The organism is Acinetobacter ursingii DSM 16037 = CIP 107286, from assembly GCF_000368825.1.
GTDB classification, from domain to species: domain Bacteria; phylum Pseudomonadota; class Gammaproteobacteria; order Pseudomonadales; family Moraxellaceae; genus Acinetobacter; species Acinetobacter ursingii.
This window is the reverse complement of the sequence record NZ_KB849711.1, coordinates 174,395-187,283: the sequence shown is the minus strand read 5'-3', so window position 1 is coordinate 187,283 and position 12,889 is coordinate 174,395. Positions and strand designations below refer to the sequence as shown.

General features: G+C 41.1%; 15 protein-coding genes. 7 read left to right on the top strand and 8 right to left on the bottom strand.

Annotated elements, in window-relative coordinates:
- Positions 1–66 precede the first annotated feature (66 nt).
- The 3 genes from F944_RS01875 to alc form a co-directional block, all read right to left on the bottom strand.
- A complete protein-coding gene (locus F944_RS01875; RefSeq protein ID WP_004985939.1) occupies positions 67–804 on the bottom strand; it encodes a hypothetical protein in 738 nt (245 codons plus the stop codon).
- Between the two features lie 110 nt (positions 805–914).
- A complete protein-coding gene (locus F944_RS01870) occupies positions 915–1,418 on the bottom strand; it encodes an ureidoglycolate lyase (protein WP_004985938.1) in 504 nt (167 codons plus the stop codon).
- 12 nt (positions 1,419–1,430) lie between these two features.
- The gene (alc, locus tag F944_RS01865) at positions 1,431–2,435 is read right to left on the bottom strand and encodes an allantoicase (RefSeq protein WP_004985937.1); all 1,005 of its coding nucleotides are present in this window, start codon (positions 2,433–2,435) and stop codon (positions 1,431–1,433) included.
- 210 nt (positions 2,436–2,645) lie between these two features.
- Here alc and hpxO point away from each other — a divergent pair, with 210 nt between their 5' ends.
- Complete coding sequence (gene hpxO / locus F944_RS01860) at positions 2,646–3,803, top strand: FAD-dependent urate hydroxylase HpxO (protein ID WP_004985936.1); 1,158 nt, start codon at positions 2,646–2,648, stop codon at positions 3,801–3,803.
- A gap of 238 nt (positions 3,804–4,041) precedes the next feature.
- Positions 4,042–4,566, top strand: a complete 525-nt coding sequence (locus F944_RS01855) for a DUF1877 family protein (RefSeq protein ID WP_004985931.1) — start codon at positions 4,042–4,044, stop codon at positions 4,564–4,566.
- On the opposite strand, the gene F944_RS01850 is transcribed toward F944_RS01855, so the two are convergent.
- From F944_RS01850 to puuE, 5 genes are all read right to left on the bottom strand, one after another.
- Complete coding sequence (locus F944_RS01850) at positions 4,548–5,057, bottom strand: GNAT family N-acetyltransferase (RefSeq protein WP_004985929.1); 510 nt, start codon at positions 5,055–5,057, stop codon at positions 4,548–4,550. The two genes, F944_RS01855 and F944_RS01850, sit on opposite strands and share 19 nt — an antisense overlap.
- A 126-nt stretch (positions 5,058–5,183) precedes the next feature.
- Positions 5,184–5,909, bottom strand: coding sequence for an outer membrane protein OmpK (locus tag F944_RS01845; RefSeq protein ID WP_004985927.1), 726 nt, complete (start codon positions 5,907–5,909; stop codon positions 5,184–5,186).
- A gap of 329 nt (positions 5,910–6,238) precedes the next feature.
- Positions 6,239–6,562: a hydroxyisourate hydrolase gene (gene uraH / locus F944_RS01840; protein ID WP_004985925.1), complete on the bottom strand. Its 324-nt coding sequence runs from the start codon at positions 6,560–6,562 to the stop codon at positions 6,239–6,241.
- The gene (gene uraD / locus F944_RS01835; protein ID WP_171063245.1) at positions 6,559–7,062 is read right to left on the bottom strand and encodes a 2-oxo-4-hydroxy-4-carboxy-5-ureidoimidazoline decarboxylase; all 504 of its coding nucleotides are present in this window, start codon (positions 7,060–7,062) and stop codon (positions 6,559–6,561) included. The genes uraH and uraD overlap by 4 nt, the downstream gene beginning before the upstream one ends.
- Positions 7,063–7,200: 138 nt before the next feature.
- On the bottom strand, positions 7,201–8,169 hold the full coding sequence (gene puuE, locus F944_RS01830) for an allantoinase PuuE (RefSeq protein ID WP_004985921.1): 969 nt from the start codon (positions 8,167–8,169) through the stop codon (positions 7,201–7,203).
- 253 nt (positions 8,170–8,422) lie between these two features.
- On the opposite strand from puuE, the gene F944_RS01825 reads away from it, so the two are divergent.
- The 5 genes from F944_RS01825 to F944_RS01805 all read left to right on the top strand — a co-directional run bounded on the left by F944_RS01825 (position 8,423) and on the right by F944_RS01805 (position 12,889).
- Entirely contained in the window at positions 8,423–8,773 is a 351-nt protein-coding gene (locus F944_RS01825; RefSeq protein ID WP_004985919.1) for an HPF/RaiA family ribosome-associated protein, read from the top strand.
- 148 nt (positions 8,774–8,921) lie between these two features.
- Positions 8,922–9,458: an ankyrin repeat domain-containing protein gene (locus F944_RS01820; protein WP_004985915.1), complete on the top strand. Its 537-nt coding sequence runs from the start codon at positions 8,922–8,924 to the stop codon at positions 9,456–9,458.
- 58 nt (positions 9,459–9,516) lie between these two features.
- On the top strand, positions 9,517–10,284 hold the full coding sequence (locus F944_RS01815) for a transporter (protein ID WP_004985912.1): 768 nt from the start codon (positions 9,517–9,519) through the stop codon (positions 10,282–10,284).
- Positions 10,285–10,313: 29 nt separating this feature from the next.
- Complete coding sequence (gene dsbD / locus F944_RS01810; protein WP_004985910.1) at positions 10,314–12,197, top strand: protein-disulfide reductase DsbD; 1,884 nt, start codon at positions 10,314–10,316, stop codon at positions 12,195–12,197.
- Positions 12,197–12,889, top strand: a complete 693-nt coding sequence (locus tag F944_RS01805; protein ID WP_004985907.1) for a glutathione S-transferase family protein — start codon at positions 12,197–12,199, stop codon at positions 12,887–12,889. The genes dsbD and F944_RS01805 overlap by 1 nt, the downstream gene beginning before the upstream one ends.

Here is a 12,889-nt window from a genome sequence, read left to right as displayed (position 1 = left end):
TATTTTTTTTAAAGAGCCAAGCTCGTATTTCAGTGATTAAAAACGAGGTCACAATTTAAATGGCTTTTATTTTTCAACTTGATAATAAGTGCCACCTGCATAGACATTGTGTCCAAAACCGCAGCCAGAATTATTGTCATTTTGCTCAACAATTATTTTTCGACCATATTGATCCTGACCGAATTTGAGGTCAATCTTACAATCTTCATAACGATACTGAGCCTGATGAGCAGACAAAGGCATACGGGTTTCAAAAGAACCCATATTAGGGCCGTAAATCAAACCACGTAAACCAAAATAATAACCATCAAATGCAATGCGATAAGTCTTGGCGGTTTTTGAAACAGTGATGCTACTCCATTGTCCAAAGCCAGCCGATGTAACATATTCGCCTTCAATTGTATTGCTGACTTTTGGCAAGGTGAGCTGTTTTAAATTGTATTGACTGACTTTGGAGTCTGGTGTCCGTAGAAACCATGCTCTAGCCCATAAAGGTTTACCAAGTTTGGCATAGCTCAGACCAACATTATTATTGGCGAGTTCAACATCACGGTCGGAAAATGTGATTTTGTCATCTTCAGCATTTAACTGGCAAAATTGTGTCCATGCGGCCTGATATTCAAAATATTCAATAGCCTTGGCGTATTGCTTTTGGTCGTAGTATTTTTTACCTAAAAGCGCATCACTTTTGACTTTGGCGCAGCCTTGCTGTAATTCCTGTTCAAAACTGAGTTCGGCAAAACTAAGCGGTGAAACCAAAATGCCACAGGTTAAGCATGCAAAAAGAGAATATTTTATTTTCATTGTTGAGCAAGTGTCGTTTAAATATTTATTCTAAAATTCTTTGCTTATAAAGAAAACCACTGCTCTGTAAACCAGTACAAGGCAGTGGATAAGGATTTCATGCGAGAAGATTAAGCCTCAATCTTCACAGCATAAGGGAAAGTATAAACATCACAATTGGGTCCTGAGCCAATCCGATCAATCACTGCAAAATCGCTCGGAGATTCAAGGGTTAGCAATGGATGATGCCAAGTTCCCGCACGATAATTGACACCTTGAGAACCATCGCTGATAAAAGCATGAATCTGATCAATATCGGGCTGCTGTGCATTTAAACTGGGCGCAACAACAATCAGAAATGCTTGTCCCTGCATGGGAATAAAAGCTTGAGATCCGTGGGGATGGCGCTCTAACATCTGAATAGTCAATGGTAGCGTGGTGGTTTTAATATTGCGGAAAATACTAATCCCTGCCTTGGCTTCACCCTGAATTTCAGTTTCGACCAGACCATGATAACGTTCTGTATGGGCATCATTGATATGGAAAAATTCATGCCCTGTACAGCCAATCACTTCGCCGAAAGGGGCAAAGTTTTCATTGGTCAGCGACAAAATTTTAATCACAGTTTTTGACATATTGTTCTCGGCTTAAGCCCGTTTTCCCCAAAGACGAATACGACTAATTCCGCCATCTGGAATCATATTGACACGGATATGAGAGATTTTTTCATGCGCTAAAATGTCATTGATATAGTCATGAATATGATCCATTTGCATATCCTGAGCATTGAGCAGGAATGGCCAGAACATACTTTGTGGAATCAGTTGCGGGTCGGTTGCATCTTCAATATAAACTGCTTGAATCGATACTTGCGCAGGATAGTTGCCCTTAAAGTGGGCGGTATCAATTTCAATTTTCTCAATTTTTCCTGCTTGTCCCAACGCCAAAATACACCAGTCAAAGCCTGGCGCACGACGACGTTTGGTTTCCCAGCCATCACCCATATTGATGCCACGTCCGGGATTGATCAGGTTACGGGGATGACCAAAGTGTGCGTCACTGTAGGCAATCACTCGTCCGCCATTTTGCAAAGCTAACAAATCAAGCGTTTCTGTGCTATTCGTGCTTTGAATTTGTACTTCACCATAGATGCGTAAACGTGCTACACCGCCATCTGGAAAAATATTAATACGGATATGGGTAAACACGGTTTGGTTTTCAATATCAAAAATATGATGCTGACTCGGCCCCAAAATACTGTTGGCTAAAATGGGCTGCCATAGTGCATTTTGAGTGTCATCATTTGGTGCATAGCAGCCCTCTAATGAAGCAGAAGCAGGATAGTTTCCTGTAAAAAACGTGGTATCGACATCTACTGCCTTGATTTTACCTGCAACGCCCAGTTTTACGATACACCAGTCATAACCAGAATGACGTTTACGGCGGGTTTCCCATCCATCCATCCATTTGCCATGATCATCGAATTTATCTTCGACAAAAATAGGTGCTTCAAATTGCAACATACGTTTTGCTTCTGCAAAAAATTCATCTGAACATTCAACAATTTGTGCGCCAATACGGCTATCTGCCAGATTGGTTAGGGAATGCAGTTGATTTGGAAGTTCAAATGCTGGAGCGAGAAGCGTAGCCATAAGTGATATACCATTATTTGCAATGAGATGATAAAAGTTTAATTGAATACGGGTGCATTTTTACCTCAGAATGAGAAAAAGTGCATCATCATTGCACTTTGCTATGCAGGGTATATGCCAATTCCAATAATAGGCTGTATTTCCCTACACATGGCATGGTTTTAGCTATAACACGGATAATGTTGCAGGATACATAAGGGGGATTACACAATGAATATTGTTATTATCGGTGCAGGTATGGGCGGTTTGACGACTGGAATCGCATTGAAAAAATTTGGGCATCAGGTCACGATTTATGAACAAGCCGAGCAAATTCTTCCTGTCGGTGCTGCAATTTCATTGTGGTCAAATGGCGTAAAATGCCTGAACTATTTAGGGCTGGGTGAGCAAGTGGCCAAGCTTGGTGGGGTCATGGATCAACTGGCTTATGTCGATGGTTTGACTGGCGAAGTGATGACCCAGTTTAGCTTGCAGCCTTTGATTGATGAAGTCGGACAGCGTCCTTATCCCGTTTCTCGTGCCGAATTACAAAATATGCTGATGGATGAATTTGGTCGTGAAGACATTCATTTGGGCAAACGTATGGTCGCACTGGAGGATCAGGGCGAACAGGTCGTGATCCAGTTTGCCGATGGTTCAAATATCAGCGCGGACTTGTTAGTGGGTGCTGATGGAACGCATTCAATCACCCGTGCCCATGTGCTGGGTGATCAGGTAGAACGCCGTTATGCAGGTTATGTCAATTGGAATGGCTTGGTTGAAATTTCGGAAGAATTGGCCCCTGCTGATCAATGGACCACCTTTGTAGGGGAAGGCAAACGGGCCTCTTTAATGCCTGTAGCAAATAATCGTTTTTATTTCTTTTTAGATGTGCCATTAGATGCGGGGCTTGAAAATAATAAAGCCCAATATCAAGAAACTTTAAAGGGCTATTTCACAGGCTGGTGCGCACCTGTTCAACAGTTGATTGAACGTTTGGATCCGCAAAAAACCAATCGCGTTGAGATTTGTGATATCGAACCGTTTACCCAGTACCATAAAGGGCGTGTGGTCATTGTTGGTGATGCCGCGCATAGCACCACGCCTGATATTGGTCAGGGGGGGGGTCAGGCGATGGAGGATGCGATTTATCTGGCGCGTTCGCTCCAGATCAATACATTGGGAGTAACCGATGCATTACGCCGTTATCAGGACAAACGTAATGAACGTGCCAATGAGCTAGTTTTGCGTGCACGTAAGCGTTGTGATGTAACCCATATGAAAGATGAACAGGTGACATTGTCTTGGTATGAAGAACTGCGTCAGGAACAAGGTCCACATATCATGCGCGGTATTATTAATAATATTGTAGGTAATCCGCTGGATTAATGCGCTGTGATTCGACTTCTTTCATCCGTGTTTAAATCCTGTTGATTTCTCTTCGATACGGAGAAATAAAAGGGGCTGATGAAAGAAGTCTCTTGAAGATTCATTTTAAAATAAATTTTAAAGACAGCCTCGGCTGTCTTTTTTACATTTGGTAATTATCGTATGACAAATCGTTAAGCACTTCGTATTTCAGTCACGTTAAGCTAAAGACAAATAACGATGATATGAGTACATAATAATGAATGCGATCTTGCTTGCAATAGAACCCAATGATCTCGAAATTTTAATGATTGAAGCTGAAAGCTTAGATGAGATTTATCATGCGACCTCGATTCGTTCAAAATTGAATCTGGGCGAAACATGGCAGGCACTCCATGCGCTCTTAACCAAAGATCTAGACCAACAACATGCGCTTCAATTTGCGATAGAAGCCGAATATGCTTTTTCTCATCCTTCTTTGAGTGTGGCTCATGTACGATACAATCCTGTGATTGAAGTTGATGAGATTGCCAAAGCATTAGAGCAGATTTCGATGGATGATTTTAAACATCGTTATGATCCAGCGTGGTTAAACCAACACAAGCTTTTCCCGTTTCAATGGGGCAAAGATGTCGATAAAGAGCAGCGTGAACTACTGATGTTATTTGGCCAGCTTAAAAATTTTTATGAGCTGGCAAAGCAACATAATCATGCGGTGATCAGCTTGCAAAGTAAGCAAATTATGTCAGATGTATATTATATGACTCAGGCTTCATCTAACTGACGTTGCATCAACACCAGATCACGCCATTGTCCAAATTTTTGTCCGACCTGTGGCAGATAGCCCGTTTGGACAAAACCTAAATGTTGATGCAGCACCAAAGATGCCGTATTTTCACTATCAATCGCCCCGATCATGATGTGAAAACCTTGTGCTGTTGCCAGCTCAATCAGCTTGTGCATTAAGGTTTTCCCAAGTCCGCGGCGTTTGTAATCAGGTGAAATAAAGACCGAATGTTCAATGGTGTGTTTATAGCCGCTAATCGTGCGAAACGCTGCATAATAAGCATACCCTGCGACACGCTGTTGCACAGGATCATAGGCAATCCACATTGGGTACTGGTCCTGCTGTAATTGTTCAAACCAGTGCATATAGGTTTCAAGCGATTTGGCTTGATCGTTCCAATTGGCAACACCTGTCATAATTTCGTGATTATAAATCGCAAGAATCTGTTCTAAATCATCTTGGGTGGCGGGGCGCAACTGAAAATCCATATTGATAACCTAGTATAAAATCATAAAAATTATACGTCGAAAACCAGCGATAATGCTTACTTCAGATATGAAAAAAGCAAGTCCGAAGACTTGCTTTATAAACGCTGAATATCGATCAGCCAGTTTTTAAAAATGATATTTAATCAGGGCGCTGACATTGTGTTCATCACGACCTTTCATACCAAATTTGTTGTTCCAGACCGAATGCTCAACACCAAGATATAAGCGGGTATCTGGTGAAATATGTTTACCCAGATTCCATTTATATTGTGTCGTCCAGTTCAGTTCGCTAGCGTGATCACCTTCTGCGGTTGACCAGTCCAGAAAACCATCGACTAAAAATTCTTCTGATGAAACTTTAAATGGCAATGCATAGGCTGCGGTCATTTGGTAGTCATCATCCGTATTTTCGTTATTTGCACGATAAAAGTTCAAATTGAAATACTGAAAATACGGGACATTTAAATCGACTGCAAAACCGTAAAGGAAGTTATCGAAACTACTAAAGTCGTCGTTATTGCTTTCCCAAGTGGTTGAAATCAAGACATCCTTAATCGGACCATAAGACAGTGATTGTCCTGAGATTTCACTCAAACTAAAACGTGGTGAAAGCTCGAAATACGTGACTTTATGATCATCACCGCCGCGCATGCGATCCATGAAAAAGAAAACATCCGCGTATTTAACTTTAGCGGCGTATTCTAAAGTAACCGTTGTTTCTTCTTTATCCACAACTTCGTAATTTTCACCATATAAACCCGTGATACTAAAATCTTGCCAGACTGGTTTCGCTTGAACCATGCTGGTAACGGATAAGAGTGTGGCTGCAAGTACCCCAAATTGAAATTTCATCGCAAATATCTCCCCAGATAAAAAGCGAGTAAAGCATACAGGCTCTTTGCTAAAAATAAAGTCAAATTTGATCAAAGGTTAAAAATTACTTAATTATTTGTTATAAATTGGGGGAAAATAGACTTCTTTCATCATGGTTTAAACCCTCTTTTTTTCCATAGGGAGAAAAGGAATTGATCAAAGAAGTCTCGAAGTCTAAGAGTAGTAGCGCTGTGTGAAAGATTTAAATTGGATTGATTTCATTTTATGCAGATAACCATCGATCTGATCAATCCGATCAAGCTTGAGTTGAAAGAATTTTAAAAAGACTCTCTCAACTCAAAATAGCGTTAACTGCCACGATAGGTTGAATAGGCAAATGGACTAATCAACAAAGGCACATGATAGTGCTCATCTGCATTTTCAATAAAAAATTGAATAGTGACCTGTGGGAAAAAGGTTTTTAAATCGTGTTTGGCAAAATAAGGTGCAATATCGTATTCGAGTAAATAGGCGCCACTTTGTAACTCTTCCAAGCCGAAATCTTTTAGGCGACCATCATCATTGGTATATCCATTGCCTAATAAATTACGGGTTTTGGCATCATACAGACGGACTTCGACCTGAGGGGCGGGTTTGCCTAAATGTGTATCTAAAATATGGGTACTAATCATGCTTGTATTCCTTGACTCAAGCGTAATAATGCGATGGCAGCCAGTTGTTCATGAACAATTTTTTTCTCAGTTTCCAGATCATGCTGTAAACGTTGCTGTAATGCACAGAGAATTTGCTCACTGCTCAGTCCTGCCGCTTTAATCAAAAAGATAAAGCCAAATTTTTGTTCGTAAGCAACATTGCCTTCGAAAAGTGCGCGTTGGGTGTATTCATCTTGTTTGACCCCAGACTGTTCACGATCCGAAAAATTTGCTTCCTGTTCCGTCAATTCAACTTTGGCTTTTTTTTCACCAATACGTGGATGGGTTGCCAATGCGGTTTCAATTTCAGTCCATGTCCAGTTTTGACTTTGTTGCGCAGCAAGATCCATAAGGTTTTGCGCAGAGGCATATGGCCGTTGCTGGCTCAAAGTGTCGATCCAAGAAGGAATATGTACACATGCACTCAATAAGGGCGTTACTTGATGGGCTGCGGCATGGTTAAATTCGGAAAAATGCACCATATTCATCCAGTATTTAAAGCAAAAGATAAAACAAATCGAGCAATTACAATGCCAGAGAAATAGATATCTACAAAATCAAATAATGTAGATATCTATTCATTTATTTTAACTTTCAACAAGTGAAAATTTAAAAAACTAGCCTGCATATGGGTGATGTTGATACCAGTGTTGGGCAACATCATTACGACGACAAATCCAGACTTTATCGTGTGATTGTATGTAATCTAAAAAGCGTTGCAAAGCCTTAAAACGACCTGGGCGCCCTAAAAGACGGCAATGCATACCGATGGAGATCATTTTTGGTGCACTTTCACCTTCGGCATAAAGTACATCAAATGCGTCTTTTAAGTATTGATAAAATTGTTCCCCGCTATTAAAACCGCCCGGAGAGCAAAATTTCATATCATTGGATTCAAGGGTGTAAGGAATAATCAAATGAGGACGTGTTTCACCATCGATATTGGTGAGCGTTGTCCAAAAGGGTAAATCATCGCCATAGTAGTCGCAGTCGTATTTAATTTGTGGAAACTCGGCTAAAAGTTGACGAGTATTCGGGCTATCGCGTCCGGTGTACCAACCGATTGGAGTTTCTCCAAACAAGGCTTCAAGTACTGAAATCGCCTGATCCATATACATGCGCTCTGTTTCAATATCCATATCCTGATAATGGATCCAGCGCTGACCATGAGACACTACATCATAATTGGCAGATTTAATGGCCTCCACAATATAGGGATTACGAGCTAATGCCATTCCTACCCCAAAAATCGTCATGGGTAAGCCACGACGTTGAAACTCATTATGAATACGCCAAAAGCCTGCACGTGAGCCATACTCATACATCGAATCCATTGACATATGTTTGGCGGGAAAACTGGCTGCGCCAATAATATCCGACAAAAATTGCTCTGAACCCAAGTCACCATGTTCGATGTGATTTTCGCCGCCTTCTTCATAATTTAATACAAACTGCACAGCAACACGTGCTTGATTGGGCCACTCGACCTGCGGCGGCTGACCGTGATAACCAATCAAATCGCGTGAATATGGTGCACTTTGGATTTGATCGATCAGATCTTGGCCGCGTAAATATGAAGAACTCACAATGATGCATCCTTTTTGATCAAAATGTCATGAAAAGTTAAAAAATCAGCTTGCATATTTCTGAGTATAGACAGATATTGAAGATAGAGAAGATCTTCATTCACTCAAAATACTTATAAAGCGTAAAAGGAGATAACAACCAATTACATAACTGAGATGTACAACAACACTGAATTACAGCATGCTCAAAGTATGCCAATTAAGTTTTGCATAGATTGTTATATAGAAATACTGATACAAAGAGGATGGAATCATGAATATTGAAATCCGCACAGATAAAAACATCCATAATAGTGAACGTTTAATTGAATATGTTCGTGCAGAACTTGCAAATGCCTTTCAGCGCCATGCTGAACGCATCACTCACTTCTCGGTTCATTTGAGTGATGAAAACGGGGAAAAAAAGAATGGCGAAGATGATATTCGGTGCATGATCGAAGTACGTCCAGCAGGATTAAAACCCATTGCAGTCAGCCATAAAGCGGGCAATATCGATTTGGCCATTCATGGTGCGATTGAAAAACTGAAACGTAGTTTGGAACACACCTTTGAAAAACAAGAACCATCGCGTGGTAGTCGTGTCGAATTTGCCGATGAAGAATAAGTACTAAAACAAGCCCTTCGGGGCTTTTTTTATGAGTAGTGATCTACTCATCTGAAAAATGAGATGAATTTACCTCAAAATAACATCAATTTGCGCTCGATTTTCGGCATAATAGTAGCCAAATCCCTTTCAAGTGGTGAGATCCTCCATGCTAACAGCCCAACAACAAGCCTTCGTTCAGGCCATTGAAGAGTTAGACCTTGAACAGGTACAGCGCCTGTTAGCATCAGGTCTTGATCCAAATTTTATTGACCCTGAGAAAGGCCCACCGATTTCAGTGTTTAGTGATGGTCTATTCAAATGGTGGGAAATGGTCTGTGAAGCCTATGAAGCTAATCAACCATTAAGCGAAGAAGAAAAACAACAAGCCTTAAAAGTGCACTTGGATATTTTGGATGAGTTAATTAAAGCCAAAGCCAATTTACACCTATGGGATTCGGAAGAACTGTATGGCCCACTTTGGGATGCCGCAAGCTCTGCCTGCGTGCCTGTGGTGCAGCGCTTACTCGATGCGAAAGTTGATCCAAATACTCGCGATGATGAAGGGCTTACCATTTTATCTTCGGTGAGTGATTTATTTTTTGATTGTGAGTTTGATCAAATAAATTGGGCAGAAGCATTGCCAGAAGAGAAACAGACACTTGAGCTACTGCGCAGTCGCGGTGCAAAAATGTCTAAAGAATAAATCTGATCTTGTAAAAAATCAGATGAATTAAAAAATGAACTGAATTTTGAGTGTACCCATGAACATGTTTAAAACACTAACTTTTATTTTGGCTGCGGGGGCAACTGTACCTACATTTGCTGCTGATTTTTCCTTTGATCGTCCTGGTTCAGGTTTTGGTACAGGGATTACCCCTGTGGGTCACTTAGCGTGGGAACAAGGTTTACCGACGGCGACTTATAACGAAACGACGGTGGATGGTGTCAAAGAAAAAACCGTCACTTTGAATGAAGATATGTTATTACGCACAGGTCTAACCAAAGATTTAGAATTACAGTTAGGTTGGCAAGGACCAGCATGGTATCAGACCAAGCGCGATGGTAAAAAAGTCCATGACAATGGCTTGGGGGATATCAGTATAGGTTTGAAAAAAGCCATCGATCTGGATGATGATCGTCTTTCAATGGCAATTTTGGCACAAGCGCTGATTGCAACAGGCAATGATGAGTTTACAGAACATGATGATATTTATAGTTTAAGTTCTGCTGTGGCTTATCAATACAGCGATTTGCTACAAACCTCGATTACCATGAAATACGAAGTGCAAAATAGCGACTGGGCAGTGACTGCAATTCCAACGATTGGTTATAAGATTACTGGAAAATGGTCAGGCTATTCTGAATTTGTCTATCGCAAAGCAGAAAGTCAGGACTATGAGTATGGTCTGGGAACAGGGGTGATTTATGCTATCAATGATCGTGCACAGCTAGATGCCAGTGTCGGTGTCGGTTTAAATGGAGATGATAAAAACTACAAGGGTGGTTTTGGTTTCTCTTACCTATTCTAAGTGATTGAGTCTAAGTTGTTGAGGAAGTAATGACGCATTTTCAAAGTCGCAGTGGCTTTTTTTACTTTTTAATCCTGTCACTTTGTTTTGTTGCGACACAGCTTTATGCCAAAAATGAGGCATTGTTGAGTCCTGAAGATGCGTTTTCTTTTTCTGTTGAATCACTTGATCAAAAAACAGCAGTTTTACACTGGTCGATTCAGCCACATTATTATTTATATCAGCATAAATTTGAGGTCAAACAGGGCATCCATCGTTTGCCCTTAGATTTGCCGAAGGCTGTAGAGCAATTTGATGATAACTTTGGTCAGAGTCAGGTTTATTATCAACAGGTTCAATTTCAGATTAAAACTCAGCCCTCGCAAACTTATCAGGTGACGTGGCAAGGCTGTGCCAAAGACCGAATTTGTTATCCTCCACAAAGCATTGAATTTCAGACGGATTTGGATGGTCTGATCAATATCCAAAATACAGGGCAGAGCAAAAAAACCTTTTTGGATGTCGCCAAAGCATCCAGTTTTGATCAAGCAAAGGACATCAATCCATCAGAAAACTCAAATTCACAGCTTGATTCTGTTCCTGAACCTGCTCAAACCTCACAACTCAATACGGCTCCTAACAATCTTGCTCAACCAAATCGAGATACTCAAGTTGCTCAGGATCAATTCTGGAGCTCGAAGCTTGAACAACATTCATTAGGCTATGGTATTTTGCTATTTTTAGGTTTAGGTATGTTGTTGGCTTTTACGCCGTGTTCATTGCCCATGTTACCTATTTTAACCTCACTCATCGTCAGGGACAGTAAAGGTCTACGCGCGTGGATGGTGGCACTGACTTTTGTCTGTAGTATGGCAATGGTATATGCAATCTTGGGTTTAATTGCATCATCGGCAGGGCTGAATTTTCAGCGCTGGTTACAGCAGCCCGCGACTTTAATTGCCTTTAGTTTGCTCTTTGTGCTGTTCGCTTTAAATCTATTTGGTTTATTTGAGATCAAACTTCCACAACGTATCATGAATCATCTGGATCGAATTCAATCGGTTCAGCGTGGTGGAACGCTGCTCGGTGCTGCGGTCATGGGGATGGTTTCTGCGCTATTGGTTGGACCGTGTATGACCGCGCCGCTAGCAGGCACTTTGCTGTTTATTTCACAAACGCAAGATCAGTGGCAAGGGGCATTATTGTTATTCTGTCTCGGCTTTGGGATGGGTATTCCTTTGCTGTTGGCGACGATTTTAGGTGCAAAAGTGCTACCCAAAGCAGGGCAATGGATGCATCAGATCAAGGTGATTTTTGCCTTTATCATGCTTGGCCTGAGTTTGTATTTTATACGGCCTTTATTGCCAGCTATCGTGGTACAAATTTTAAGTTTGCTTTTAGGGCTGAGTTTTATTGGTTATGCAGGCTATCGTCTGATCAAACATCATGATCGGTTACGTTGGCTGTATCTTGTGTTATTAATACTTGCCATTCCTGCGGTGCTATTCGATCAGTACCAGCATTTTCAACGGTATCAGCTTGATCAGCAACAAGGCGAAAATACTTGGCATGTTGCACATACGGCAACTGAGTTTCAGCAATTATTGGATCATGCACCGCATGATCGTGTCGTGATCATTGATGTATATGCAGACTGGTGTGTGGCTTGCCAACCGATTGAACATCGCATATTAAAAGATGTGGAAGTTCAAACTGCTTTACAACCGTATTATCTGATTAAACTGGATTTAAGCCAGTATGATCATTCTCATCAAGCTTTGCTGAATCAATGGCAGATTTTAGGGCCACCAACTTATCTGTTTTTAAATCCGCAACGACAGGAATTACGCCGTTTACGTCTGACGGGTGCCTTTAGTAAAACGGAATTGCTCGATCATCTACAGGCTTTAAAAAATTTAAGGAGTCAACCTTGATGGAACTTTATATTGGCAATAAAAACTATTCATCTTGGTCGATGCGTCCTTGGCTGGTCATGAAACATTTTGATTTGCCTATGGATGAACATTTGGTAGCATTTGATGATTTTGCCGCAGATGGGCAGTTTAAAAAAACCATGTCCGTCATGAGTCCGACCGCTAAAGTGCCAACCTTGATCGATCAGGAAATGGTGGTATGGGATTCTTTGGCGATTTGTGAATATCTGGCAGAGAGTTTTGCTGAAAAACATTTGTGGCCGATTGATAAAACCCAACGTGCCCGCGCACGTAGCATCAGTGCAGAGATGCACAGTAGTTTTACCACGTTAAGACAATATTGCAGCATGAATATTGAAGCTGATCTACGCTTTATTGGCACTAAACTCTGGAACGATCTACCTACATTACGTGCTGAGGTTGCGCGTATAGAGGAAATATGGGCAGAGCGACCTGAAATAAATGGTTTTTTATGTGGCGAGTTTAGCATTGCAGATGCCTTTTATGCGCCTGTGGTCATGCGTTTACTCAGTTATGGTTTGCCTGTTTCAGAGCAAAGCCAGCAATATATGCAGAATATATTGGCAAATTCTGCGGTCAATGCATGGGTTATGCAGGCTCAGGCAGAACGTCAATTTGTACAAAATCAGGAACCATATCGCCAACATGGCGAACAATTTATCAGGGGTTAA

Excerpts from the sequence above, each read along its gene's own strand:
- F944_RS01875 (WP_004985939.1), bottom strand. The coding sequence starts at position 804 with ATGAAAATAAAATATTCTCTTTTTGCATGCTTAACCTGTGGCATTTTG.
- F944_RS01870 (WP_004985938.1), bottom strand. The coding sequence starts at position 1,418 with ATGTCAAAAACTGTGATTAAAATTTTGTCGCTGACCAATGAAAACTTT.
- alc (WP_004985937.1), bottom strand. The coding sequence starts at position 2,435 with ATGGCTACGCTTCTCGCTCCAGCATTTGAACTTCCAAATCAACTGCAT.
- hpxO (WP_004985936.1), top strand. The coding sequence starts at position 2,646 with ATGAATATTGTTATTATCGGTGCAGGTATGGGCGGTTTGACGACTGGA.
- F944_RS01855 (WP_004985931.1), top strand. The coding sequence starts at position 4,042 with ATGAATGCGATCTTGCTTGCAATAGAACCCAATGATCTCGAAATTTTA.
- F944_RS01850 (WP_004985929.1), bottom strand. The coding sequence starts at position 5,057 with ATGGATTTTCAGTTGCGCCCCGCCACCCAAGATGATTTAGAACAGATT.
- F944_RS01845 (WP_004985927.1), bottom strand. The coding sequence starts at position 5,909 with ATGAAATTTCAATTTGGGGTACTTGCAGCCACACTCTTATCCGTTACC.
- uraH (WP_004985925.1), bottom strand. The coding sequence starts at position 6,562 with ATGATTAGTACCCATATTTTAGATACACATTTAGGCAAACCCGCCCCT.
- F944_RS01825 (WP_004985919.1), top strand. The coding sequence starts at position 8,423 with ATGAATATTGAAATCCGCACAGATAAAAACATCCATAATAGTGAACGT.
- F944_RS01820 (WP_004985915.1), top strand. The coding sequence starts at position 8,922 with ATGCTAACAGCCCAACAACAAGCCTTCGTTCAGGCCATTGAAGAGTTA.
- F944_RS01815 (WP_004985912.1), top strand. The coding sequence starts at position 9,517 with ATGAACATGTTTAAAACACTAACTTTTATTTTGGCTGCGGGGGCAACT.
- dsbD (WP_004985910.1), top strand. The coding sequence starts at position 10,314 with ATGACGCATTTTCAAAGTCGCAGTGGCTTTTTTTACTTTTTAATCCTG.
- F944_RS01805 (WP_004985907.1), top strand. The coding sequence starts at position 12,197 with ATGGAACTTTATATTGGCAATAAAAACTATTCATCTTGGTCGATGCGT.